The following is a 26,284-nucleotide window of genomic DNA, read 5'->3' on the forward strand; positions in this document are numbered from 1 at the left end:
GACGCGGCCGCGCCGGACTCTCACCAGCAAGGATCTCCCCGTGGGCTTTTCGACGATCTTCATCCGCCGCCCGATCGCCACCACCTTGCTGATGGCAGGCGTGCTGCTGCTCGGCATCCTCGGCTACCGGCAGTTGCCGGTGTCGGCGCTGCCGGAAATCGACGCGCCCAGCCTGGTGGTGACCACGCAGTACCCCGGCGCCAACGCCAGCACCATGGCCTCGCTGGTGACCACGCCGCTGGAGCGGCAGCTCGGGCAAATCTCCGGGCTGCAGATGATGACCTCCGACTCGTCGGCGGGCCTGTCCACGATCGTGCTGCAGTTCGCGATGGACCGCGACATCGACATCGCCGCGCAGGACGTGCAGGCGGCGATCCGCCAGGCCACCCTGCCCTCGTCGCTGCCCTACCAGCCGGTCTACAACCGGGTGAACCCGGCCGATGCGGCGATCCTCACCCTCAAGCTCAGCTCCGACACGCTGCCGCTGCGCGAGGTCAACAACTACGCCGACTCGATCCTGGCCCAGCGCCTGTCGCAGGTGCCGGGCGTGGGCCTGGTGTCGATCGCCGGCAACGTGCGCCCGGCGGTGCGCATCCAGGTCAATCCGGCGCAGCTGTCGAACATGGGCCTGACCCTGGAGGCGCTGCGCAGCGCGCTGACCCAGACCAACGTCAACGCACCGAAGGGCTCGCTCAACGGCAAGACCCAGTCCTACAGCATCGGCACCAACGACCAGTTGTCCAGCGCCGCCGAGTACCGCGACACCGTCATCAGCTACAAGAACGGTGCGCCGGTGCGGCTGTCGGACGTGGCCAAGGTGGTGGACGGGGTGGAGAACGACCAGCTCGCCGCCTGGGCCGACGGCAAGCCGGCGGTGCTGCTGGAAGTGCGCCGCCAGCCCGGCGCCAACATCGTGCAGACGGTCGAGCAGATCCGCGCGATCCTGCCGCAGTTGCAGGGCGTGCTGCCGGCCGGCGTGCACCTGGACGTGTTCTCCGACCGCACCGAGACCATCCGCGCCTCGGTGCACGAGGTCAAGTTCACCCTGATCCTGACCATCGGCCTGGTGGTGGCGGTGATCTTCGTGTTCCTGCGCCGGCTGTGGGCCACGGTGATCCCGTCGGTGGCGGTGCCGCTGTCGCTGGCCGGCACCTTCGCGGTGATGGCCTTCGCCGGCATGTCGCTGGACAACCTGTCGCTGATGGCCCTGGTGGTGGCCACCGGCTTCGTGGTCGACGATGCGATCGTGATGATCGAGAACATCGTGCGCTACATCGAGCAGGGCAAGAGCGGCCGCGAGGCGGCGGAGATCGGCGCGCGCCAGATCGGCTTCACCGTGCTGTCGCTGACCGTGTCGCTGGTGGCGGTGTTCCTGCCGCTGATCCTGATGCCCGGCGTCACCGGCCGCCTGTTCCACGAGTTCGCCTGGGTGCTGAGCATCGCGGTGGTGATCTCGATGCTGGTGTCGCTGACGCTCACGCCGATGATGTGCGCCTACCTGCTCAAGCCCGACGCCCTGCCCGAGGGCGAGGACGCGCACGAGCGCACCGCGGCGGCCGGCAAGACCACGCTGTGGTCGCGCACCGTGGGCGTGTACGAGCGCAGCCTGGACTGGGTGCTGGGCCACCAGAAGCTGACCCTGCTGGTGGCGCTGGCGACGATGGTGCTGACCGTGCTGCTGTACGTGGTGATCCCCAAGGGTCTGCTGCCCGAGCAGGACACCGGGCTGATCACCGGCGTGGTCCAGGCCGACCAGAACGTGGCGTTCCCGCAGATGGAGCAACGCACCCAGGCGGTGGCCGAGGCGCTGCGGCGCGATCCGGCGGTGACCGGCGTGGCCGCCTTCATCGGCGCCGGCTCGATGAACCCCACCCTCAACCAGGGCCAGCTCAGCATCGTGCTGAAGCCGCGCAGCGACCGCGACAGCCTGGAAGACCTGCTGCCGCGGCTGCAGAAGGCGGTGGCCGGGCTGCCGGGCGTGGCGCTGTACCTGAAGCCGGTGCAGGACGTGACCCTGGACACCCGCGTGGCCGCCACCGAGTACCAGTACTCGCTCTCGGACGTGGACAGCGCCGAACTGGCGACCCAGGCCACGCGCCTGACCGAGGCGCTGCGCAAGCGCCCGGAACTGGCCGATGTGGACAACAACCTGGCCAACCAGGGCCGCGCGCTGGAACTGCACGTGGACCGCGAGAAGGCCAGCACCCTCGGCGTGCCGATGCAGACCATCGACGACACGCTGTACGACGCCTTCGGCCAGCGCCAGATCTCCACCATCTTCACCCAGCTCAACCAGTACCGCGTGGTGCTGGAAGTGGCGCCGGAGTTCCGTACCAGCACCGCGCTGCTGAACCAGCTGGCGGTGGCCAGCAACGGCAGCGGCGCGCTGACCGCCAGCAACGCCACCAGCTTCGGCCAGACCACCTCCAGCAACTCCTCCACCGCCACCGGCATCGGCGCGCAGAACACCGGCATCACCGTCGGCAGCGGCGGCACCGTGCCGCTGGCGGCGGTGGCCGAGGCCAAGCAGTCGACCACCCCGCTGGTGGTCAGTCACCAACAGCAGCTGCCGGCGGTCACCGTGTCGTTCAACCTGGCGCAGGGCTACTCGCTGTCGCAGGCGGTGGCGGCGATCGAGGAAACCCGCGCGCAGCTGCAACTGCCGCCGCAGCTGCATGCCGAGTTCATCGGCAAGGCCGCCGAGTTCACCGGCAGCCAGACCGACGTGGTGTGGCTGCTGCTGGCCTCGGTGGTGCTGATCTACATCGTGCTGGGCGTGCTGTACGAGAGCTACATCCACCCGCTGACGATCATCTCCACGCTGCCGCCGGCCGGCGTCGGCGCGCTGCTGGCGCTGATGCTGTGCGGGCTGAGCCTGTCGGTGGACGGCATCGTCGGCATCGTGCTGCTGATCGGCATCGTCAAGAAGAACGCGATCATGATGATCGACTTCGCGATCGACGCGCGCCGCGAGGGCGCCAACGCCCACGACGCGATCCGCCGCGCCTGCCTGCTGCGCTTCCGCCCGATCATGATGACCACCGCCGCGGCGATGCTGGGCGCACTGCCGCTGGCCCTGGGCGACGGCATCGGCTCGGAACTGCGCCGCCCGCTCGGCATCTCCATCGTCGGCGGCCTGCTGCTGTCGCAGCTGGTCACCCTGTACACCACGCCGGTGATCTACCTGTACATGGAACGCGCCTCCGAACGCGCACGCGCCTGGCGTGAGCGGCGTGCGGCGCGGCACGCGACGGCGGCGGAGGGGCGGGCGTGAGGGGCCGGGAATGGGGAATGGGGATTCGGGAGTCGTGGCGCGCGTGCGGCGTCGGATCCCCGGAATTCCCAAATGGAGTCACTGAGCCGGCAGCGCGCGGGAATGCCGCTTCCCGAATCCCCAATCCCGACTCCCCAATCCCTGCCCCATGAACATCTCCGCGCCCTTCATCCGCCGTCCCATCGGCACCGCGCTGCTGGCCATCGGCCTGTTCGTGATCGGCATGATGTGCTACCTGCGCCTGGGCGTGGCGGCGCTGCCGAACATCTCGATTCCGGTGATCTTCGTGCAGGCCAGCCAGGCCGGCGCCGACGCCTCGACCATGGCCGCCACGGTCACCGCGCCGCTGGAGCGGCACCTGGGCCAGGTGCCGGGCATCGACACCATGCGCTCCTCCAGCTCGGAGGGGAACAGCCAGGTGTTCATGGTGTTCCAGAGCAGCCGCAACATCGATTCGGCCGCGCAGGACGTGCAGACCGCGATCAACGCCGCGCAGGCCGACCTGCCCTCCGGCCTGGCCACGCCGCGCTACCAGAAGGCCAATCCCAACGACGATCCGGTCATCGCCATCGCCCTGACCTCGGACACGCAGTCGGCCGACGAGCTGTACAACGTCGCCGATTCGCTGCTGGCGCAGCGCCTGCGCCAGATCACCGGCGTGGCCTCGGTGGACATCGGCGGCGCCTCCACGCCGGCGGTACGGGTGGACGTGAACCTGCGCGCGCTCAACGCCATGGGCCTGACCCCGGACGACCTGCGCAATGCGGTGCGCGCGGCCAACGTCACCTCGCCCACCGGCTTCCTCAGCGACGGCGCCACCACCACGGCCATCGTCGCCAACGACGCGGTGGCCAAGGCCGCCGACTTCGGCCAGGTGGTGATCAGCCAGCAGCAGGGCCGCGCGGTGCGCCTGCGCGACATCGCCAACGTCTACGACGGCCAGCAGGACGCCTACCAGGCGGCCTGGTTCGGCGGCAAGCCGGCGGTGGTGATGTACGTATTCACCCGTGCCGGTGCCAACATCGTGGAGACGGTGGACCGGGTCAAGGCCGAGATCCCGATGCTGCGCACCTACCTGCAGCCGGGCACCAAGATGACGGCGTACTTCGACCGTACCCCGACCATCCGCGCCTCGCTCAACGAGGTGCAGGCCACGCTGATGATCAGCCTGGCGATGGTGGTGCTGACCATGGCGCTGTTCCTGCGCCGGCTGGCGCCCACGCTGATCGCCGCGGCCACCGTGCCGCTGTCGCTGGCCGGCGCGGCGCTGGCGATGTACGTCATGGGCTTCACCCTCAACAACCTGAGCCTGCTGGCGCTGGTGATCGCGATCGGCTTCGTCGTCGACGATGCGATCGTGGTCATCGAGAACATCATGCGCCACCTCGACGAGGGCATGTCGCGGCTGGACGCGGCGCTGGCCGGCGCGCGCGAGATCGGCTTCACCATCGTCTCGATCACCGCCTCGCTGGTGGCGGTGTTCATTCCGATCCTGTTCGCCAGCGGCATGATCGGGGTGTTCTTCCGCGAGTTCACCGTCACCCTGGTGGCGGCGATCTGCGTGTCGGCGGTGGTCTCGCTGACGCTCACCCCGGCGTTGTGCAGCCGCTTCCTGTCCGCGCACGCCGAGCCGGAACAACCCGGCCGCTTCGGCGCGTGGCTGGAGCGCATGCACGCACGCATGCTGCGCGTGTACACCGTGGCCCTGGACTTTTCGCTGCGCCATGCGCTGCTGCTGGCGCTGACCCCGCTGCTGCTGATCGCGGCCACGGTGTTCCTGGCCGGTGCGGTCCAGAAGGGCTCGTTCCCGGCGCAGGACACCGGCCTGATCTGGGGCCGCGCCACCTCCAGCGCCACCGTGTCCTTCGCCGACATGGTCACCCGCCAGCGCCGCATCACCGACATGCTGATGTCCGACCCGGCGGTGAAGATCGTCGGCGCGCGCCTGGGCAGCAGCCGCCAGGGTTCCAGCGCCAGCTTCAACATCGAGCTCAAGCGCCGCGACGAAGGCCGCACCGATACCACCGCGCAGGTGCTGGCGCGGCTCAGCGCCAAGGCCGACCGCTACCCCGACCTGCAACTGCGCCTGCGCGCGATCCAGGACCTGCCCAGCGACGGCGGCGGCGGCACCAGCCAGGGCGCGCAGTACCGCGTCTCGCTGCAGGGCAACGACAACGCGCAGTTGCAGGAGTGGCTGCCCAAGCTGCAGGCCGCGCTGAAGCAGAACCCCAAGCTGCGCGACGTCGGCACCGACGTGGACAACGCCGGCCTGCGCCAGAACATCGTCATCGACCGCGCCCTGGCCGCGCGCCTGGGCGTGTCGGTCGGCGCCATCGACGGCGCACTGTACGGCGCGTTCGGCCAGCGCCAGATCTCCACCATCTACTCCGATCTCAACCAGTACAGCGTGGTGGTCAACGCGCTGCCGGACCAGACCGCCACGCCGGCGGCACTGGACCGCATCTACGTGCCCACCCGCAGCGGCACGATGATCCCGCTGACCGCGGTGGCGCGCCAGGTCCCGGGCCTGGCGCCGTCGCAGATCAGCCACATGAACCAGTACACGACCATGGACCTGAGCTACAACCTGGCCCCGGGCGTGAGCACCGGCGAAGGCGATGCGATCATCGCCGCCACGGTGGCCGGGCTGCGCATGCCCGGCGACATCCGCATCGCCGACGGAGGTGGCTTCGGCGTGCAGTTGCAGCCGAACTCGATGCTGGTGCTGGTGCTGGCCGCGATCGTGGTGGTCTACATCGTGCTGGGCATGCTCTACGAGAGCCTGGTGCACCCGGTGACCATCCTCTCCACCCTGCCCGCCGCCGGCATGGGCGCGCTGCTGGCGCTGTGGGTCACCGGCACTGAATTGTCGGTGATCTCGATGATCGCGCTGGTGCTGCTGATCGGCATCGTCAAGAAGAACGCGATCATGATGATCGACTTCGCCCTGGTCGCCGAGCGCGAGCACGGCAAGACCCCGCTGGAAGCCGCGCGCGAGGCCTGCATCGTGCGCTTCCGCCCGATCATGATGACCACGATGGTGGCGATCCTGGCCGCGGTGCCGCTGGCGGTGGGCCTGGGCGAAGGCTCGGAACTGCGTCGCCCGCTCGGCATCGCGATGATCGGCGGCCTGCTGATCTCGCAGAGCCTGACCCTGCTCAGCACCCCGGCGCTGTACGTGATCTTCTCCTGCCTGCGCGAACGCTGGTACGCGCGTCGTGCGCGCCGACGCGAACGCCGGCAGCTTGCGGGTGGCCTGAAGGCCGGGAATCGGGAATAGAGAATGGGGAATCGGAAAAGCGAGGAGCAAAGAGCGGTCATGCGCCACTGAGGCGAAAGCGGCACCAGTTGCCTCAGTCACTCGACCCTCATGCTCTTCCCATTCCCCACTCCCGATTCCCTATTCCCGGCTTCTCAGCCACACCCTTCCACGTAATCCACCTGCGGCGGCAAACCCACGCGCCAGGCGATGACCTTGCCGGCCGCGTCGGTCTCGAACACCAGCACGCCGGGTTGGCCGGGCTCGCGCACGCGCAGCACCTTGGCGCCTTCGACGTACTTGTGCGGTTGCTCCTCCAGGCGGCCGGCGTACAGCGCGCGCAGGTTAGCCAGGTCCATGCCGACCTTGCCGCCGCCGGGCGCGGTCTCCTTGGCGGTGCGCACGTCGTAGCGCACCAGTGTGTCGCCTTCGACCATCAGGCCGAACTGGTTGTTGCCCTTGGCCCAGCGCGGACGCAGCACGTAGCAGCTGCTGCCGGCGCTGGGCTGGCCGTCGAGTTCCCCGCCCCAGGCCGCGCGCGCCTGCGCCGCGCGCATGCCCAGGCGCAGGTCGCCGTAGCCGTCGATGCGCGCCAGTTGCCGGTCGCCGGCGGCCAGCTCCGGCGGCAACGCCGAGGCCGGCGCCTGCGCCGGCGGCACGTCGCCGTCGGGCTGGTCGATGTCCGGCGGCGGCAAGGCGCCGTCGTCGGCTGCGGCGGGCGCCGGAGCCGGAGCCGGCGCGGACGGTGCAGGAGGCGCGGCCGGCGGCACGGGCGGTTGCCGGTCGCAGGCGGCGAGCGCGAGCAGCAACACCGCCACGCCTGGTTGAATCGGCTTCATCGCACTTCCTCGCTGGACCAGCGCATAGGCTAGCGTGCATGCCCTCGCCCTGCACGGCAGCGGCGACACACTGCCAGGCATGCGCGGCAGAGCAACCGCGTCCCGGACCGGCGTTCGAGCACACCGACGACAAGCCGGCCGCCGGCACCGACACGCCAGCGCATCGCCCCTGTCATCGGCATTTCACCGCTGCGCGCCAAGCTGCGCGCCTACCGACCCCGCCGCCATGCATCCGCGCAAGACCGCCCTCGCCCTTGCGGCACTGCAATCGCACGATGCGCCGCTGGACATGCGCCAGCGACGTGTGCTGATCCTGGCCGACGGCCAGCGCAGCATCGAGGAGCTGGCGACGCTGGGCGGCCGCGGGGCCGATGCGATCGTGCAGGGGCTGCTGCAGCAGGGCTATCTGGACGATGGCCGCAGCAGCGCCGCCCCGCCGGTGGCGACCAGCGCCCCTCCACCACCGGCCGACCCGCGCCGCGCCCTGCTGAATGCGCGCATGTATCTGCTGGACCTGCTGCAACTGCAGCGCCATCCGGCCTCGCCGGCGTTGCAGCAGCAATTGCGCGCCGCGCGCGAGGAACACGACACCCTGCGCGCGATCGGGCTGGCGCTGCGCACGATGCCGGAGATGACCTCCGAGCGCTACGCGCAGCGCATCCGCGAGCGCGTGCTGGAGATCCTGCCGGCATCGCTGCACGGCGCGCTGGCGACCGCGGCGGAGGCCGCCTGAGCGCCGCGATCACGTCCGCTCGGGCCGCAGCCTCGACGGCGGCCTGAGCGGCACTGCCGCGCCGGTGCGCGCTCAGGGCGCGCGGAAGTGCCGGCGCAGGCCCTGCCAGCACTGCTGATAGTCGCGCTGGCGATGCGCGGCGTCCAGCGCCTGCGCGGTCGGACGCAGCACCGCGCGCGTCTCGAACATGAAGGCCATGGTGTTGGCGATGACGTCCGGCCGCGACAGATCGGCCTGCGAGGCCTTGTCGAAGGTGGCCGCGTCCGGGCCATGCCCGCTCATGCAGTTGTGCAGCGACGCACCGCCTGGGGCGAAGCCGTCGGCCTTGGCATCGTAGACGCCGTGCACCAGGCCCATGAACTCGCTGGCGACGTTGCGATGGAACCACGGCGGCCGGAAGGTGTGCTGCGCCACCAGCCAGCGCGGCGGGAAGATCGCGAAATCCATGTTGGCGGTACCCGGCGTGTCGCTGGGCGCGGTCAGCACGGTGAAGATGCTCGGATCGGGATGGTCGAAGCTGATCGAGCCGATGGTGTTGAAGCGGCGCAGATCGTACTTGTAAGGAGCGTAGTTGCCGTGCCAGGCAACCACGTCCAGCGGCGAATGCCCGATCGGCGCGCGCCACAGATGGCCCTGAAACTTGGCGATCAGTTCGAACGCGCCCTCGTCTTCCTCGTAGGCGGCGACCGGGGTCAGGAAGTCGCGTGGGTTGGCCAGGCCGTTGGCGCCGATCGGCCCCAGGTCGGGCAGCCGCAGCAGGCCGCCGAAGTTTTCGCACACGTAGCCACGCGCGGGGCCGTCGGGCAGTTCCACGCGGAAGCGCACGCCGCGCGGGATCACCGCGATTTCCTGCGGCGCCACTTCCAGCGTGCCCAGTTCGGTGCACAGGCGCAGTCGCCCGAGCTGCGGGACCAACAGCAGTTCCGCATCGGCGTTGTAGAAGAACCGGCCCTGCATCGACGCGTTGGCCGCATACAGGTGCACCGCCACGCCATGCTGCGCCTCGGCCGAGCCATTGCCGGCCATCGTGTACAGGCCATCGACGAAGTCCACCGGCGTCTCAGGCAGCGGCAACGGGCTCCAGCGCAACTGATCCGGCGGCACCGGGCCACGCTGGAAGTCGTTATGGAACGCGCCGGCGCGGTCGTAGGCGACGAAGCCGCCGTGCATCACCGCCGGGCGGATGCGGTACAGCCAGCTGCGCCGGTTCACGCCGCGCGGCGCGGTGAACGCGGTGCCCGACAACTGCTCGGCGTACAGGCCATGGGCCACGCGCTGCGGCGAGTTCTGCCCGACCGGCAATGCGCCGGGCACCGCCTCGGTGGCGAATTCGTTGCCGAAGCCGGACATGTAGCCGTTGGGTTGGATGTTCATGGCGAGGGCTCTTCTGCTTGAAGCCCCTCTCCCACCGGGAGAGGGGTTGGGGTGAGGGTACGGGTACCGACGAAGTACAGAATCGACTCCAGGACCGCATCAACTTGCAGCATCACATCGTTGTTCCAGAAACGCAGTACCTGCATCCCTTGCGACTGCAGGTAACGCGTTCGCTCGGCGTCGGCCGCTTGCGAATGTTGCGAGCCATCCAGCTCAACGACAAGCTTCAACGCTCCGCAATAGAAATCGACGACGTAAGGCGGCATTGGATGCTGCCTGCGGAATTTCATACCAAGCAGGCCTCCGTTTCGCAGGTGGCGCCAAAGCTTTCTTTCCGCATCGGTCATGTCACGGCGCAAACCGCGGGCGTTTCTCAATGTGGCGGTGGGCAATGGCGGCTTGAGTTCCATGACCCCACCGTACCCTCACCCCAACCCCTCTCCCGATGGGAGAGGGGCTAATGCCGCTGTCCGAACTCTCCGCGCTGCGCTGTCAGCATCTGCCCTCAGAGCACACCACGCTTCATCTGGTCGCGCTCGATGCTCTCGAACAGTGCCTGGAAGTTGCCTTCGCCGAAGCCTTCGTTGCCCTTGCGCTGGATGATCTCGAAGAAGATCGGGCCGATGCAGTTCTGGGTGAAGATCTGCAGCAGCTTGCGCTGCTTGGTCTCCGGGTCGGCGTCGATCAGGATCTTGTTGCGCGCCAGCCGCGCCACGTCCTCGCCGTGGTTGGGAATGCGCTGGTCGATCACATCGAAATAGGTGTCCGGCGTGTCCAGGAACCCGACACCGGCCGCGCGCATGCGCTCGACGGTCTCGTAGATGTCGTCGGTGAAGCAGGCGATGTGCTGGATGCCTTCGCCGTGGTAGGCGTCCAGGTACTCGTTGATCTGGCTCTTGGGGTCCGACGATTCGTTGAGCGGGATGCGCACCACCCCGTCCGGCGCGGTCATCGCCTTGGACACCAGGCCGGTCTTGGCGCCCTTGATGTCGAAGTAGCGGATCTCGCGGAAGTTGAACAGGCGCTCGTAGTAGTCCGACCAGCGCTGCATGTTGCCGAAGTACAGGTTGTGGGTCAGGTGGTCGATGAAGGTCAGGCCGAAGCCGGCCGGATGCTGCTCGACGCCGGGCACCGGCTCGAATCCGTCGTACACCGACCCCTTCTCGCCGTACTTGTCGACCAGGTACAGCATGCAGTCGCCGATGCCCTTGACCACCGGCGCCGGCACCGCGCGGGTGTCGGCCTTGTCGGCGATGGCTTCACCGCCGTTCTCCAGCACCTTGGCGAAGACCTCGTCGGCCGGGTGCCGGAAGCGGATCGCGAAACCGCAGGCGCAGGGGCCGTGCGCGGCAGCGAAATCGGCGGCGAAGGAATCCGGTTCCTCGTTGACCAGGAAATTGACCCCGCCCTGGCGGTACACGGTGATCGCGCGCTGGCGATGACGCAGCACCGCGGTGAAGCCCATGCTGCGGAAGTACGCGTGCAACTGCTCGCCCTGCCCGGCCGGCGCGGCGAATTCCACGAACTCGAAACCGTCGATGCCCATCGGGTTCTCGAAGGTGGTGACCTGCATGCCGAGGTTGGCCGGCTGCGACGGATGCTGCGCTTGTGCATTCATGACGCGTCTCCTGGAGGGGGGAGTCGCGGCGGCCGGGCCGAAATTTCGGATGCGGACGGGCGCCAGACTCGCGAGAATGGACCGTAGTATCCTCCGTTATAGTTACAAGTGAAACCACCAGCAAGGTGCAATGCAGCATGACGATCGCCACGCCCGCCCCGACGCCCGACGCGCCCTCCCTGGATCTGGAACGGTTCCTGCCGTACCGGATCAGCGTGCTGTCCAACCGCATCAGCAGCGACATCGCCCGCGTCTACGGCGAGCGCTACGGCATGGCGGTGACCGAGTGGCGGGTGATGGCGGTGCTGGCGCTGTATCCGGGCCTGTCGGCCGGCGAGGTCTCCGAGCGCACCGCGATGGACAAGGTGGCGGTGAGCCGGGCGGTGGCGCGGCAACTGGAGCGCGGGTTCATCCAGCGCGAGACCCATGGCGACGACCGCCGCCGCTCGGTGCTGCACCTGACCGCGGCCGGGGTGGAGGTGTACCAGGTGGTGGCGCCGATGGTGCTGGAGTGCGAGCGGCGCCTGCTGGCGCCCTTCAGCGAGGACGAGCAGCGGCTGCTGAACCGGCTGATCGACCGCCTGGCGGCCGAGGGCCTGCCGAGCATGACCGGGCGCTGAGGCGCCGGTGCCGCGAGAGGCAAGCCTTGAACGTCGTAGATACCGTCTTACCCCCTAGCAGGCAAGGCCCCTTTTCGGATCGAACGCCGTGCCCGATTTGAGAACCCCGTAGGCCAGGTGCAGCAGCTTGCGCATGGCAGCGCACACGATCTGCTTGCCGGCTTTGCCGCGTTCGCTCAGCCGCTGTTTCAGCGTCCGGATGATCGGGTTGTGGGTCATGGCCACCAGGGCCGGCATGAACAGGCCCGCGCGCAGGCGGGGCGAGCCGGTGCGCGAGATGCAGACGTGGCCTTTGCGCTCGCCTGACTCCTGTAGGCACGGATTCAGGCCCGCGAAGGCGGTCACCGCCGAGGCATTGGCGAAGCGCCTCACATCGCCAAGCTCGGCCAGCATCAAGGCCGCGCTGGTGTCGGCAATGCCCTGGATGCTCACCAGCAGCTCGCGCTGCCCACGCAAGGTCGGATCCTGGTCGATATGGTCATCGATGGCCTGCTCGATCTGGGCGATGTGGTGTTGCAGATCGGCCAGATGGACCTGGATCGAGTCCTTCACCTGGGCCGGAGCGACCTCCAGCCGGTTGCGCTCCATCTGCAGCATCTGTTGCAGGTCCTGGCGCCGGCGCACCAGCGCTTTGAGTTGCTTGAGCGCCGGCGGATCAGGGGACCAACGGCGCAACTGCTCGCGATGACGCAGGGCATAACTGGCGATCAGCTTGGCATCGCTGCGATCGGTCTTGACCCGGCTGAGTTGGCTGCGTGCGTACGCGGCCGTCTGCGCCGGATTGAGCACGCACACCCGATAGCCTTGTGCGTGGAGGAACTCGGCCAGCGCCTGGTGGTAGGTGCCGGTGGCCTCCATGGCGATCCAGCTATCGGGCTGCGCATGCGTCTGCAGCCATGCCTGCAGGGCCTGGAAGCCCTTGGCATCGTTGGACAACTTGGCCTTGGTACGGTGCTTGCCATTGGTCAGATCGATGGCCACATCGAAACTGCGTTTGGCGACGTCGATGCCGATGACGGGAGACATACGCGATTCCTCCATCGTGTCAGGGTCATGATCGGCGCTGGGCCCGGTCCTGCCTTGTCGATGCGAGTTCACGCCCGGGGGCGGACTCTGGATACCGTTCGGACACACAAGGGCCAGCATGTGGAGGGCGGAGCCGATCTACGATGCAAGCTCGAAGCTTTAGGAGCGACTGGACCTCCCACACCTCCTCCGATGATCAGTCGGAAGACATGACGCCTGTTTAGGGGCGATATGTCCAGATACAAGGAGCGGCTTCAGCCGCGACCGGGCATTCCGTGTAATGCCCGGTCGCGGCTGATCCCACAAAAGGGGACAAGAGCCGCTCCTACGAGAATTGCGTTTCGCGACCGCTCAGGCCTTGGGCGGCGCCCATTCCTTGAGGAAGTCCGAGAACTTCTTGCGGTCGTAGTCCTTGCCCTTCTGCAGGTCGGCGAGTATCTGCGAGTGCAGCAGCTTGCCGTCGGCGTCGAGCACCAGCAGGTGCGGGAAGTCGACGATCTTCGGGTACTGGGCCATGAACGCCTCGTTCTTGTTGGCGTCGCTGACGTTGACCTTGACCCACACGAAGTTGGCGTCGCGGAAACTGCGCAGCTCCGCATCGCCCTCGATGAAGGTGTCCAGGGTGTGGCACCAGTCGCAGGCCTCGTTGCCCACGTCGAGCAGGATGCGCTTGCCGCCGCGCTTGGCCTCGACCATGGCGGTCTCCAGGTCGTCGGCCGGGTTGCGCTGCGGATCGAACTGCGCACCCAGCGCCTTGGCCGCGGCGATGTCGGCGGCGGCCGGGGTATTGCCCGAGGCCACCGGCTGGTTGGGATCGGCCACCGGCGGCTTCTGCACCGAGGTGTCCAGCGGCTTGGCCGGCGCCTGATCGTCGGGCGGCGGCGTCTGGCTGCAACCCGCCAGGGCCAGGATCGCCGCCAGGGCAGCGCAGATCGTCTTGTTCATCGCCATTGCTTGGTCCTCACGTTACTTCACACCGTGCATCAGCTTGCTGATCAGCGGCGCGATCAGGAACAGCACCACGCCGGCGCCCAGCAACGCCCAGAAGCCGAAGGTATACCCGCCCAGCGCGGACGACACGGTCATGCCGCCTTCGCCGCTGACATGGCTGGCGAAGATGCCGGACAGGTTGTTGCCGATGCCGGTGGACAGGAACCAGCCGCCCATGCCGAAGCCGACCAGCCGCACCGGTGCCAGCTTGGTCACCATCGACAGCCCGATCGGCGACAGGCACAGCTCGCCCACCGACTGGATGACGTAGACCATGAACAGGGTCCAGAACGGGATCTTGCCGGCGTCGTTGACCAGGCTCGACAGCGCGAACATCAGCAGCAGGAAGGCCAGGCCGTTGAACGCCAGGCCGAGCGCGAACTTGCGCGAGATCGACGGATTAAAGCGGCCGGCCTTGACCCAGATCCAGGCGATGATCGGCGCCAGGGTGATGATCGCCAGCGAGTTGACCGACTGGAACCACGCGGTCGGGAATGTCCAGTCGCCGAACTGGCGATTGACGATCTCGTCGGCGAGGAAGGTGAACGAACTGCCGGCCTGCTCGAAGAACATCCAGAACAGCACGTTGAAGGCGAAGATGATCAGCATCGCGATGACCTTGTCGCGCGCCACCTTGCCGTTGCGGATGCCTTCCACCAGCAGCATGACCGCCAACGCCACGAACATGGTGCTGAGAATCCACTGCAGCACTTCGGCGCCGGCGGCCAGCGCCAGGTACACCGCCGGGATCGCCACCAGCATGCCCAGCAGCACGTAGACCACGCGCATGCCGCCGGCACCACCCGGCAACGGCGCACCGATGCCCTTGAGCTGGCGGCGGCCGAACCAGAACCACACCAGGCTGATCAGCATGCCGATGCCCGACGCGATGAACACCATCTTGTAGGACGGCATCGCTTCGGTGCCGAACACCTTCTCGGCCAGCTGCTGGGTCAGCCACGGCGCGATCATCGCGCCGAGGTTGATGCCCATGTAGAAGATGGTGAACCCGCTGTCGCGGCGCGGATCGGCGGCGCTGTACAGCTTGCCGACCATGGTCGAGATGTTGGGTTTGAACAGGCCGTTGCCGACCACCACGGTGGCCAGGCCCAGTTCGAAGACCTGCGGGTTGGGCACGGAGATCAGGAACAGGCCGGTGGACATGACCGCCGCACCGACCAGGATCGAGCGCTGGTAGCCGAGCACCCGGTCGGCGATGTAGCCGCCGAAGATCGCCGCCGCGTACACCAGCGCCAGGTAGGCACCGTAGGTGGCGCTGGCCGGCGCCTGGCCGGCGCCCTGGCCGTCATAGAACTGCGCCACGATGTACAGCACCAGCGCCCAGCGAATGCCGTAGAACGCGAAGCGTTCCCAGAACTCGGTCATGAACAGCATCCACAGCGGACGCGGATGCCCCAGCAGGGTCTTGAATTCGGGCGGTTGCGCTGACGGCGGTTGCGGTGAGGCGGGGTTGTTCGACGCGACGACGTCAACGCTCATGCGGTGTTCCCTTGCGTATTCAGGATGGGCTGGGGCGGTGCGGCCGGCCAGGCCGGGCAACGGGCGAGGATCACCGAGCGACGGCGTGGCGTCAAATCCTCGACGGCCCGGATGCCGCAATGTCCAGGCGCAGACCCCGCAGAACCGCCGTCCTGGCGGCGAAACGACGACCGCCGCGCCCGCGTCGATTGCTGCACGCGAACATGCCGTGGCGGAGCCGATCGTCAGCGGCGCGGTCGGCTACTGCGAGGACGGTCCCTGCCCTGCCGCCGCGTTCGCAATGCCCGCGTCCCGACCCTCCAGCCCCACCGAGGTCCGCACCTCGAAGAGTTCCGGGAAGAAGGTCAGCGCCAGCGCCTGCTGCAGGAAGCCGACGCCGCTGGAACCACCGGTGCCGCGCTTGAAGCCGATCACCCGCATCACCGTGCGCATGTGGCGGAAGCGCCACAGCTGGAACTGGGTTTCCAGGTCCACCAGGTCCTCGCACAGCGCGTACTCGCGCCAGTAGCGGTCGGTGTTCTCGTAGATGCGCTCGAACACCGGGCGCAGCAGCGGGTCGCTCACGTGCGGCTGGCGCCAGTCGCGGGCGTGGTACGGCGCCGGCACCGCATGGCCGAAGCGGGCCAGGTAGCGCAGGAATTCCTCGTACAGGCTGGGCGCTTCCAGCACCGCCTGCAGCGCCGCCTGGCCCTGCGGGTCGTGATCGAACACCGGCAGCATCTGCGCGTTCTTGTTGCCGAGCATGAATTCGATGGTGCGGTACTGCAGCGACTGGAACCCGGAGGACGGGCCCAGCACGTCGCGGAAGCCCATGTACTCGGACGGGGTCAGGGTCTCCAGCACCGACCACTGCTCGGTCAGCAGGCGCAACACCTGCTTGCTGCGCGCCAGCACCTTGCGGCACTGCCACACCTGGTCGCGCTGCAGGTGCGCGATCGCCGCGCCCAGCTCGTGCGCCAGCAGCTTGAGCCACAGCTCGGAGGTCTGGTGCTGGACGATGAACAACAGTTCGTCGTGGTGCGGCGGGTTCGACAGCGGCTGCTGCGCCGACAGCAGCCGGTCCAGGCGCAGGTAGCCGCCATAGGTCAGGCGGCCTTCCAGGTCGGTGTGGATGCCGGCTTCGAGCGGGCGCTGGTTCTGTTCGACGGGCATGGGCGGCGTGGGCGTTCCGGGCCGGCAAGGGTACCGCAGCGACGAATGTCACACATTGGTCAGCACACCTTGTCAAACTCCTGCACAATCGTCGGCGGTGCCTGGGGGGCGCCGTCGGTTCATCTGCGTTAGTCCACGTCTTCAAGGATTGGGGAGATCTTGTTCATGCGAACCATGCTGCTTCGAGCTGCAGTGTTGTCGTGCGCGCTGGGGGGTGCCGGGTACGCCCAGGCCCAGGTGGTCATCAGCCAGGTCTATGGCGGTGGCGGCAACAGCGGCGCCACCTACAAGAGCGATTTCGTCGAATTGCACAACAACGGCAGCGAGGCGGTGAGCCTTGCCGGCTGGTCGGTGCAGTACGCCTCGGCCGCCGGCAGCAGCTGGCAGGTCACCACGCTGAGCGGCAGCATCGCGCCTGGCGGCTATTACCTGGTCAAGCAGGCCGACGGCAGCGGCGGCAGCACCGCGCTGCCCACGCCCGACGCCACCGGCACCATCGCCATGAGCGGCACCGCCGGCAAGATCGCGCTGAGCAAGGCCAGCGCCGCGCTGAGCGGCGCCTGCCCGGCCGGCAACGCCGACTTCGTCGGCTACGGCAGCAGCGCCAGCTGCGCCGAAGGCAGCGCCCCGACCGCCGCGCCCAGCAACACCCTGGCGGTGCTGCGCGGCAACGGCGGCTGCAGCGACAGTGACAACAACAACGCCGACTTCGCCACCGGTGCGCCGAACCCGCGCAACAGCGCCGCGCCGGTCAGCCTGTGCGGCGGCGGCAACCTGCCGGTGGCCAGCGTGGCCAACGTCAGCCGCGCCGAAGGCGACAGCGGCAGCACCGCGTTCGTGTTTACGGTGACGCTGAGCCAGCCGGCTGGCAGCGCCGGCGTCACCTTCACCGCCGCCACCCGCGACGGCACCGCCACCGCCGGCAGCGACTACCAGGCGCTGGCCGCGACCCAGGTGACCATCGCGGCCGGCGAGAGCAGCGCCGAGGTGCGCGTGCTGGTCAACGGCGACACCAGCAACGAACCGGACGAGACCTTCTACCTCGACATCAGCGGGGTCAGCGGCGCGCTGCCGGCCACGCTGACCGCCAGCGGGGTGATCCTCAACGACGACTTCAACCTGGTGCCGATCCACAGCATCCAGGGCAGCGGCGCGCGCTCGCCGCTGGTCGGCCAGGTGGTCGCCACCAGCGGCATCGTCACCGCGCGGCGCAGCGCCGGCTTCTTCCTGCAGACGCCCGACGCCCAGGCCGATGCCGACCCGCTCACCTCCGAGGGCATCTACGTCTACACCGGGAGCGCGCCGCCGGCCGAGGCCGCGGTGGGCAACGCGGTGCGGGTGCAGGCCACGGTGGTCGAATACGTGCCCAGCACCGACCCCAGCCAGCCGCCGCTGACCGAGCTGAGCTCGCCGACGGTGCTGCTGCAGTCCACCGGCAATCCGCTGCCGGCCGCGGTCGAGTTGACCACCCGCTTCCCCGACCCGAACGGCGCCTACGACCAGCTCGAGCGCCTGGAAGGCATGCGCGTCACCGTGCCCAGCCTGACCGTCAACACGCCGACCCTGGGCAACGTCAACGAGACCAACGCCAGCGCCACCAGCAACGGCGTGTTCCATGCGGTGGTCACCGGCCTGCCGCGCGCCTGGCGCACCGCCGGCGTGCAGCAGCCCGACGCGCTGCCGGCCGGCTCGCCGAGCGACGTGCCGCGCTGGAACACCAGCCCGCAGGTGATCGCGGTCGGCAGCGCCGGCCTCGGCGGCGAGCGCATCGACGTGGCCGCCGGCTGCACCGTGCTCGGCGTCAGCGGCCCGCTGGACTACAGCTTCCGCCGCTACACGATCTACCCGGAAACCGCGCCCACCGTGCAGTGCGACGGCGCCGACCAGCCCAAGCCGGCCCCGGCGCCGCAGGCCGACGACGTCAACATCGCCACCTACAACATGGAGCGCTTCTTCGACGACCAGAACGATCCGGCGATCGGCGAACCGGTGCTGACCGCGGCCGCCTACCAGGCGCGCCTCAACAAGGCCTCGCTGGCGATCCGCAACTACCTCAACACCCCCGACATCCTCGGCACGGTGGAGATCGAGAACCTGAGCGTGCTGCAGACCCTGGCCGACCGCGTCAACCGCGATGCGGTGGCCGCCGGCCAGCCCGATCCGCAGTACGTGGCCTACCTGCAGGAAGGCAACGACGTGGGCGGCATCGACGTCGGCTTCCTGGTCAAGACCGCGCAGATCGGCGCCGGCCTCGCCCGCGTCGAGGTGGTCTCGGTGAGCCAGGAAGGCAAGGCCACCACCTGGACCGAGCCCAGCGGCACCGTCAGCCTGCTCAACGACCGCCCGCCGCTGCTGCTGAAGGCGGTGGTGCATTTCGCCGACGGCCGCGCGCTGCCGCTGACCGTGGTCGAGGTGCACCAGCGGTCGCTCAACGGCGCCGAGACCGACGACGCCAGCGGCCAGCGCATCCGCGCCAAGCGCCAGGCGCAGGCGGTGTTCCTGGCCAACCTGCTGCAGGCGCGCCAGGCCGCCGATCCGAGCGAGCAGTTGCTGGTGATGGGCGACTTCAACGCCTTCGAGTTCAACGACGGCTATGTCGATGCGATGGGCACCATCACCGGGCTGCCGGCGGCGGACGCGCAGACCGTGGTGCCCGGCGACGGCGCCACCCTGGTCGATCCGGCGCTGTACAACCTGACCCTGCTGTCGACGCCGGACCAGAGCTACTCCTACGCCTACGACGGCAACGTGCAGTCGCTGGATCACATCCTGGCCAACCGCGCGCTGATGCGTTCGGCGCAGATCGCCGGCCTCAGCGAAGCCCACGCGCGGCTCAACGCCGACTTCCCGGCCGTGGCCCGCAACGACGCCAACTCGCCGGCGCGGCTGTCCGACCACGACCCGGCGGTGGTGCTGATCAAGCTCAAGCCGCTGGAGCGCGCCGACCTGAGCCTGCGCGTGAGCGCCGCCAACGCCTCGGTCTACGCCGGCGACACCATCCGCTACAGCGTGGATCTGGCCAACGCCGGTCCGGACGCGGCGCGCGCCGCCGCGGTCGCCTTCGCCCTGGACGCGGCGGTGACCCCGAGCGTGACCGCCGCCCCGGGCTGGGACTGCGCCGCGCCGGAGGTGGCCGCGCAGACCGTGGTCACCTGCAGCACCGCGCAGTTCGCCGCCGGCACCACGCCGCGCTTCGAGGTGGCGGTGCCGGCCGGCGCCGCCCTGGTCGGACGCAGCCTGAGCCTGGCCGCGTCGGTGGCCTCGCAGACCGAGGACCCCAACCCCGGCGACAACGGCGGCAGCGCCACGGTGGTGGTGGAGGCGCGTCCGGCCGGCGACTTGGCGGTGTCGATCGACGGCCCGGCCACCCTGCCGTTCCTGGCGTTCTTCGCCGACTACCGCATCGACGTGCGCAACCACGGCAATGCGCCGGTGCAGGGCGCCAGCCTGGAGATCGACGGCAGCACCCTGTCGGCGCTCACCGCGCTGGTGCCGCCGCGCGGCTGGCAGTGCGTGCGGCAGAACCACGGCCTGCGCAGCGCGCGCTTCCAGTGCCGCAGCGGCGCCGACCTGGCGCCGGGCGCCAGCGCCGCGTTCCGCCTGAGCCTGGCGACGCGGCCGCTGCCGGCCAACCGCCAGATCGTGATTGGCGCCAGCGTCGGCTCGACCTCGGCCGACGCCGATCCCAGCGACAACAGCGCGCGCTTCAGCACGCGCGTAGAGGGGCTGCGCCTGTTCGGTCGCTGATCGCGGCAAGCGGTGCAAGTGCAAGGGCGTGGCCGCGAGGCCACGCCCTTTTTGCTTGGGGCAATGCCACCCCGGTGCTGATCACGTGCTGCCGACATTGAGCGGCTCCCAGGCGCCATCGCGTAGGAGTCAACTGTCATGCACCTGCGATGACAGGAGGAGCGTACGGGGCCTGATCGCGCGCGATGGCATTGAGCCAGCGCAGGAACTTGTGCATGCAGGCGACGATGGCGACCTTGGCCGGTTTGCCGCCTGCGCGCAGGCGCGCGTAAGTGTTGGCCAAGGGGGATTTGGCGCGGATGCTGGCCCAGGTGGCCATGTACAGCACGCGCCGCACGTCGGCACGTCCGCCTTTGATGCGGCGCTGGCCTTTCCAGCAGCCGCTGTCGTGATTGAACGGGGCCAGCCCGACCAGGGCAGCGAGCTTGCGTGGCGGCAGCGTGCCCAGCTCTGGCAGCCGCGCGGCCAGAACCGCGCGCAGGATCGTGCCGAGCCCAGGCACCTTGGGTAGGCTCGAGCAGGTCTTGCCCTGCTGCTCGATCTCCTGCGTCAACGTCTGGATCTGCTGGTTCAGCAGGGCGATCACCTCTCGGCAGCGGTGTTGCACCTTGGCGCTGGTGATGTGCTCCAGGCGCCGCCGATGGGCATCACGCTGGCTCACCAGGGTGGCACGCAGGTCCAGCAGTTCGCGAAGAGACTGCTGGTGCTCGGGCGCCACGGGCGTGGGCATGGTCGGGATGTGCTGGGCGGCGATGGCCAGCAGGCGCGCGTCCAGGGCATCGGTCTTGGCATGCAGGCCCAAGGCCTGGGCGAGCTTGCGCGGACGATCGGCGGCCATCCGCACTGCCGGCAGGTTTGCCTCTCGGAGCACCTGCAGCACGGCATGTTCGTAGCCGCCACTGGCTTCCAGCACGATCCGCTCGCAGCCCAGCTCGGCCAGGCGTTGGGCCAGCGCGCGCTGCCCCTGTGGCGTATTGGGTTGGGTCCAGGCCTGCTCGTCCGGCAGGACATGAATGACCAGTTCGGCCTTGGATACATCGATCCCGACATGGCGCCGCATAGACGTTCTCCGCAGTAGACTCAGGGACGAGAGCGCTCCTGCCGATGCCCATGCTTGTGGAGTTCGAGCTCGTCACTCGGGCAACTGTTCGGGCTTATCAGGCAGGAGAACCGGAGTGCGGCGGCGCTGACTCCTACTCGTGCTTGCTGGCACTGCGGCTAAACGGCCTGCCGCACTCCGCTCTCACCTGCAACGATAGACCCTTATTTGACACAAGCGGCTTCAGCCGCGACCGGGCATTCCCGGGAAGGCCCGTCGCGGCTGAAGCCGCTCCTACGGGACAAGCCCCATGCGCGGCGCCAGCGATGAGCGGTGCTCCGGGGCGCGCATGCATGCCCTGCCTCCTAGCCGTTCCGAGGCGCCCGCGCTTGCATGCGCGCCACGACGACGGCATTGCCACCGCCACCGGTGGACACCCACGCGCACATGAACGGCATGCATCGCACTGCAACATCGCCGATACCCAACGCCATCAATCGGCAACGCGAGAGGACCACGCTTTTCTTGTGCGATACGGCATCGCCGCGTGCTGCGGTGCACGACGGCTTTTGTGCACGGCTTCCTTAACATGCCGACTCATATCATTTGAAACTTGTTGTCGAGAGCGCCATCGCCATGCCCATCGCCGCCCAGTTCGAAATTGAGTTCCTGCAGTACCTCGACGCGGGCGGCCAGCCGGTCCGCGACGCGCTTCCGGCCGATTCGGCCAACCCGCAGACGCTGCTGGCGCTGTTCAAGCAGATGCTCTACGTGCGCACCTTCGACAGCAAGGCGGTGGCCCTGCAGCGCACCGGCAAGTTGGGCACCTACGCCTCCTGCCTGGGCCACGAGGCCACCCACGTCGGCATCGGCGCGTCGATGCGCCGCGGCGACGTGCTGGCGCCCAGCTACCGCGAGTACGGCGCCATGTTCATGCGCGGCGTGCGTCCGCGCGAAGTGCTGCTGTACTGGGGCGGCGACGAGCGCGGCAACGATTTCCAGCGCGATTCCGACGCCGCCCGCGACTTCCCGATCTGCGTGCCGATCTCCACCCAGTGCCTGCACGCCGCCGGCGCCGCGCTGGCGTTCAAGCTGCGCGGCGAGCAGCAGGTGGCGGTGGCCACCTGCGGCGACGGCGGCTCGTCCAAGACCGACTTCTACGCCGCGCTCAACTCCGCTGGCGCCTACCAGTTGCCGCTGATCCTGTGCGTGATCAACAACGGCTGGGCGATCTCGGTGCCGCGCAATGCACAGACCGGCGCGCAGACCCTGGCACAGAAGGGCCTGGCCGGCGGCCTGCACTGCCTGCAGGTGGACGGCAACGACCTGATTGCGGTGCTGGAAGCGATGCGCCAGGCGCGCGAGCGCGCGCTGGCCGGCCAGGGCGGCACGGTGATCGAGTTCATGACCTACCGCCTGTCCGACCACACCACCGCCGACGACGCGCGCCGCTACCGCGACGATGCCGAGGTCAAGCAGGCCTGGGAACGCGAGCCGCTGCTGCGCCTGCGCGCCTGGCTGAGCGCGCAGGGCCTGTGGAGCGAGGACGAGGAAACGGCGTGGAAGCAGGAATGCGCGCGCCTGGCCGACATCGAGCTCAACGCCTACCTGGAAACCCCGGTGCAGCCGGTGGAAGCCATGTTCGATTACCTGTACGCCGACCCGCCGCCGGACCTGCTCGCGCAGCGCGCCGAGGCCATCGCCCTGGAGCAGCGCCATGGATGAGTTGAGCCCCCGCCTCGCCGACCACGCGGCCGCCTCTGCGGCCGGCACCGCCCACAGCGCGGCGACGTCGCGCGGAGACACCCCGATGACCAGCACGCCCATTACCTTGATCGAAGCGGTGACCCAGGCGCTGGCCTGGGAACTGCAGCACGACCCGTCGGTGCTGGTGCTGGGCGAGGACGTGGGCGTCAACGGCGGCGTGTTCCGCGCCACCGCCGGCCTGCAGCAGCGCTTCGGCGCGCAGCGCGTGCTCGATACCCCGCTGGACGAAACCACCATCGCCGGGCTCAGCGTCGGCCTCGCCGCGCAGGGCATGAAGCCGGTGGCCGAGGCGCAGTTCGACGGCTTCGTCTACCCGATGGTCGATCACCTGATCTGCCACGCCGCGCGCCTGCGCACCCGCACCCGCGGCCGCCTGCACTGCCCGCTGGTGCTGCGCGTGCCGTGGGGCGGCGGCATCCGCGCGCCGGAACACCACAGCGAAGCCAACGAAGCCATCTTCACCAACGTGCCGGGCCTGCGCGTGGTGCTGCCGTCCTCGCCGCAGCGCGCCTACGGCCTGCTGCTGGCGGCGATCCGCGAGCCGGATCCGGTGATCTACATGGAGCCCAAGCGCATCTACCGGCAGTACAAGGAAGTGGTCGCCGACGACGGCGAGGCGCTGCCGTTGGACGTGTGCTTCGTGCTGCGCGACGGCACCGACGTGACCCTGGTCGCCTGGGGCGCGCAGGTCAAGGAAGCGCTGGAAGCGGCCGACCGGCTCGCCGCCGACGGCATCAGCGCCGAAGTGATCGACGTGGCCACCCTGCGCCCGCTGGACTTCGACACCATCGCCGAATCGGTGGCGCGCACCGGTCGCTGCGTGATCGTGCAGGAGGCCCCGCGCAGCGCCGGCTTCGGCGCCGAGATCGCCGCGCGCCTGGCCGAGCAGTCGATGTACGACCTGGTCGCGCCGGTGCAGCGCGTGACCGGCTACGACACTCACATCCCGCTGTTCCGCCTGGAAATGAAGTACCTCCCGAGCACCGACAAGATCGTCGCGGCAGCCAAGCGGGCGATGGCCGCGGGTTGACATGCAGGCACGTTTGATCAGCGATTACCGCGCCGCCTATCCGCATCCGATCCGCATCGCCGCTGGCGAGCGGATCGCGCTGGGCGTGCGCGACGAAGAGTGGCCCGCGTTCGTCTGGATCACCAATGCCGCCGGCAGTGCCGGCTGGGCGCCGCTGGCGTGGCTGCAGCCGACCGGCGACGGCCATGCCGTGGCGCTGCGCGACTACGACGCGCGCGAACTCGATGCCGCGCAGGGCGACACCGTCGTCCTGCATCACGAATACGGCGACTGGTGGTGGGCCGAGCGCGCCGACGGCACGCAGGGCTGGCTGCCGGCACGCGACCTGGAACTGCTGGAAGAGACCACATGAGCCAAACCAAGAATTTCAATCTGCCCGACCTGGGCGAAGGCCTGCCCGACGCCACCATCGTCGAGTGGTTCGTCAAGGAAGGCGACACCATCCGGCTGGACGAGCCGCTGGTGTCGATGGAAACCGCCAAGGCGGTGGTCGAAGTGCCCTCGCCGGTGTCCGGCAAGGTGCTGAAGCTGGCCGGCGCGCCGGGCGACATCGTCGTCACCGGCAGCATGCTGGCGCAGTTCGCGCCCGACCCGACCCTGCCGCAGCGCGCCGAAGGCCAGGACACCGGCCATCACCATGGCGGCGCGGCGCCGGCCGCGTCCGGCAAGGGCGCCGGTGCGGACACCGCCGCGGCCGACGACCGCGTGGTCGCCTCCGACGGCGGCGGCGAACTGCACGACGCCGACAACGCGCAGGCCGCCGGCGAGCGCGACGATGCCGGCACCGTGGTCGGGGCGATGCAGAGCTCCAACACCGTGCACAGCGAACAGGCCGTGTCGGTCGGCGGCGTGCGCGCGATGCCGGCGGTACGCGCCCTGGCCAAGAAACTGGGCGTGGACCTGGGCCGGGTGCGCGCCAGCGGCGCCGACGGCGCGGTCACCCTGGCCGACGTCAAGCAGGCCGTGGCAGATGGCTCGGCGAAGGCCGGCGCCGTCGTAGCAGCGGCTGCAGCCGCGACCCCACGCCGTCCTGCCGTCGCGGCTGAAGCCGCTCCTACGGCAGCCCGCACACCCCAAGCCGCGCCCGCGCGCACGCCGCTCTCCGCCGCCGGCAAGCCGATGCGCACGCAGCCGCCGGGCGTGGCCGTGCAGGGCCAGCCCGAGCCGCTGAAGGGCGTACGCCGCAACATGGCGCGGGTGATGGCCGAGGCGCAGCGCCAGGTGGTGCTGACCACGCTCAACGACGACGCCGACCTGCACGCATGGACGCCGGGCAACGACACCACCGGGCGCCTGGTGCGCGCGATCGTCGTCGCCTGCCAGGCGGTGCCGGCGCTCAACGCCTGGTTCGACGGCGAGGCATTGACCCGCACCCTGCACGCACACGTGGACATCGGCATCGCCGTGGACACCGACGACGGTCTGTTCGTGCCGGCCCTGCGCAATGCCGACATGCTCGATGCGCGCGGCGTGCGCGAAGGCATCAACCGCCTGCGCCAGCAGGTGGAGGCGCGCAGCATCCCGGCCTCGGAGCTGAGCGGCTACACCATCTCGCTGTCCAACTTCGGCATGTTCGCCGGCCGCTACGCCACCCCGATCGTGGTGCCGCCGTGCGTGGCCATCGTCGCCGCCGGCCGCGCCCGCCACCAACTGGTGCCGGTGATGGGCGGCGTGGAAACGCACAAGATCCTGCCGCTGTCGCTGAGCTTCGACCACCGCGCCTGCACCGGCGGCGAGGCCGCGCGCTTCCTGCGCGCGATGATCGACGACCTGGCGCTGCCGGCCTGAGCGCCGGCCGCCTTGCAGATCAGCCAACCTGCCTGACACCAGACGGTGCATCTGCTGCGCCTGACGCAGCAGATGCATCGCCATGGTGGTATGCCCCCCAATTGTGGGAGGGACTTCAGTCCCGACGCGACGAACGAAAGGGCGCCGGGGTTCGTGCCCTTCAGCGGATGCCTCGCAGGCGACGTATAGCTGCGTGTTCTCTGCGGTCGTCTAGACACTGCGGGATGCTCTCCCGAGCAATTCCAGCACAGCGCGTCGGGGCTGAAGCCCCTCCCACAGCGTGTTGACCAAGCGCTGCCGGCGGTCTGGAATCGGCACTGCCAATCGCTTATGCATGCGTTCGTTGCACATCGGCCGACCAGCCTGACATCACGCTGTGCATCTGCTGCGCCAGGCGCAGCTGAGGCAACCCCATTGTGGGAGGGACTTCCGTCCCGACGCGACGAACTAAAAGCATCTCGATTGAGGCCGTTCTGCATTGGATGCCTCGGAGGCCAAGCAGAGGCGCGCGTGGTCTCTGCAGTCTTC

At 69.1% G+C, this 26,284-nt stretch carries 18 protein-coding genes; 9 read left to right on the top strand and 9 right to left on the bottom strand.

Annotated features, from left to right (window positions below):
* Positions 1-40: 40 nt before the first annotated feature.
* Both AC1G9L_RS18710 and AC1G9L_RS18715 read left to right on the top strand, forming a co-directional pair.
* Positions 41-3,274 (top strand): efflux RND transporter permease subunit, encoded by a 3,234-nt coding sequence (locus tag AC1G9L_RS18710; RefSeq protein ID WP_010341586.1) that lies wholly within the window; start codon positions 41-43, stop codon positions 3,272-3,274.
* 148 nt (positions 3,275-3,422) lie between these two features.
* Complete coding sequence (locus tag AC1G9L_RS18715; RefSeq protein ID WP_481069691.1) at positions 3,423-6,554, top strand: efflux RND transporter permease subunit; 3,132 nt, start codon at positions 3,423-3,425, stop codon at positions 6,552-6,554.
* Between the two features lie 134 nt (positions 6,555-6,688).
* On the opposite strand, the gene AC1G9L_RS18720 is transcribed toward AC1G9L_RS18715, so the two are convergent.
* Positions 6,689-7,372, bottom strand: coding sequence for a lectin (locus tag AC1G9L_RS18720; protein WP_481069692.1), 684 nt, complete (start codon positions 7,370-7,372; stop codon positions 6,689-6,691).
* A 226-nt stretch (positions 7,373-7,598) separates the two neighbouring features.
* Here AC1G9L_RS18720 and AC1G9L_RS18725 point away from each other — a divergent pair, with 226 nt between their 5' ends.
* Positions 7,599-8,105: a hypothetical protein gene (locus tag AC1G9L_RS18725; RefSeq protein WP_019801775.1), complete on the top strand. Its 507-nt coding sequence runs from the start codon at positions 7,599-7,601 to the stop codon at positions 8,103-8,105.
* A 72-nt stretch (positions 8,106-8,177) separates the two neighbouring features.
* On the opposite strand, the gene hmgA is transcribed toward AC1G9L_RS18725, so the two are convergent.
* The 3 genes from hmgA to hppD form a co-directional block, all read right to left on the bottom strand.
* Positions 8,178-9,479, bottom strand: a complete 1,302-nt coding sequence (hmgA, locus tag AC1G9L_RS18730; RefSeq protein ID WP_019800306.1) for a homogentisate 1,2-dioxygenase — start codon at positions 9,477-9,479, stop codon at positions 8,178-8,180.
* On the bottom strand, positions 9,476-9,889 hold the full coding sequence (locus tag AC1G9L_RS18735) for an endonuclease domain-containing protein (RefSeq protein ID WP_481069693.1): 414 nt from the start codon (positions 9,887-9,889) through the stop codon (positions 9,476-9,478). Before AC1G9L_RS18735 ends, hmgA begins: the two co-directional genes overlap by 4 nt.
* A gap of 95 nt (positions 9,890-9,984) precedes the next feature.
* Complete coding sequence (gene hppD / locus AC1G9L_RS18740) at positions 9,985-11,052, bottom strand: 4-hydroxyphenylpyruvate dioxygenase (protein WP_481071185.1); 1,068 nt, start codon at positions 11,050-11,052, stop codon at positions 9,985-9,987.
* Positions 11,053-11,234: 182 nt separating this feature from the next.
* On the opposite strand from hppD, the gene AC1G9L_RS18745 reads away from it, so the two are divergent.
* Positions 11,235-11,717, top strand: coding sequence for a MarR family transcriptional regulator (locus tag AC1G9L_RS18745; protein ID WP_019799926.1), 483 nt, complete (start codon positions 11,235-11,237; stop codon positions 11,715-11,717).
* 54 nt (positions 11,718-11,771) lie between these two features.
* On the opposite strand, the gene AC1G9L_RS18750 is transcribed toward AC1G9L_RS18745, so the two are convergent.
* The 4 genes from AC1G9L_RS18750 to AC1G9L_RS18765 form a co-directional block, all read right to left on the bottom strand.
* Positions 11,772-12,743, bottom strand: a complete 972-nt coding sequence (locus tag AC1G9L_RS18750) for an IS110 family RNA-guided transposase (RefSeq protein ID WP_481069694.1) — start codon at positions 12,741-12,743, stop codon at positions 11,772-11,774.
* A 351-nt stretch (positions 12,744-13,094) separates the two neighbouring features.
* A complete protein-coding gene (locus AC1G9L_RS18755; RefSeq protein ID WP_019800686.1) occupies positions 13,095-13,694 on the bottom strand; it encodes a thioredoxin family protein in 600 nt (199 codons plus the stop codon).
* A gap of 15 nt (positions 13,695-13,709) precedes the next feature.
* Complete coding sequence (locus tag AC1G9L_RS18760; RefSeq protein ID WP_019800685.1) at positions 13,710-15,233, bottom strand: peptide MFS transporter; 1,524 nt, start codon at positions 15,231-15,233, stop codon at positions 13,710-13,712.
* Positions 15,234-15,473: 240 nt separating this feature from the next.
* Positions 15,474-16,385 (bottom strand): tryptophan 2,3-dioxygenase, encoded by a 912-nt coding sequence (locus tag AC1G9L_RS18765; protein ID WP_019800684.1) that lies wholly within the window; start codon positions 16,383-16,385, stop codon positions 15,474-15,476.
* Between the two features lie 165 nt (positions 16,386-16,550).
* Here AC1G9L_RS18765 and AC1G9L_RS18770 point away from each other — a divergent pair, with 165 nt between their 5' ends.
* Positions 16,551-20,132, top strand: coding sequence for a lamin tail domain-containing protein (locus AC1G9L_RS18770; RefSeq protein WP_481071187.1), 3,582 nt, complete (start codon positions 16,551-16,553; stop codon positions 20,130-20,132).
* Between the two features lie 136 nt (positions 20,133-20,268).
* Here the strand turns inward: AC1G9L_RS18770 and AC1G9L_RS18775 are convergent, their stop codons facing one another.
* Positions 20,269-21,192, bottom strand: a complete 924-nt coding sequence (locus AC1G9L_RS18775; RefSeq protein ID WP_481069107.1) for an IS110 family RNA-guided transposase — start codon at positions 21,190-21,192, stop codon at positions 20,269-20,271.
* Between the two features lie 615 nt (positions 21,193-21,807).
* On the opposite strand from AC1G9L_RS18775, the gene pdhA reads away from it, so the two are divergent.
* From pdhA to AC1G9L_RS18795, 4 genes are read left to right on the top strand one after another with little or no spacing between them, the layout of a single operon-like run.
* Entirely contained in the window at positions 21,808-22,896 is a 1,089-nt protein-coding gene (gene pdhA / locus AC1G9L_RS18780; protein ID WP_019799771.1) for a pyruvate dehydrogenase (acetyl-transferring) E1 component subunit alpha, read from the top strand.
* The gene (locus tag AC1G9L_RS18785; RefSeq protein WP_019799772.1) at positions 22,889-23,968 is read left to right on the top strand and encodes an alpha-ketoacid dehydrogenase subunit beta; all 1,080 of its coding nucleotides are present in this window, start codon (positions 22,889-22,891) and stop codon (positions 23,966-23,968) included. The genes pdhA and AC1G9L_RS18785 overlap by 8 nt, the downstream gene beginning before the upstream one ends.
* Before the next feature lies 1 nt (position 23,969).
* Entirely contained in the window at positions 23,970-24,320 is a 351-nt protein-coding gene (locus tag AC1G9L_RS18790; protein WP_010340973.1) for an SH3 domain-containing protein, read from the top strand.
* Positions 24,317-25,756 (top strand): dihydrolipoamide acetyltransferase family protein, encoded by a 1,440-nt coding sequence (locus AC1G9L_RS18795; protein WP_481069695.1) that lies wholly within the window; start codon positions 24,317-24,319, stop codon positions 25,754-25,756. Before AC1G9L_RS18790 ends, AC1G9L_RS18795 begins: the two co-directional genes overlap by 4 nt.
* Positions 25,757-26,284: the final 528 nt, after the last annotated feature.

It is taken from the genome of Xanthomonas sp. NCPPB 1132 (genome assembly GCF_056629235.1).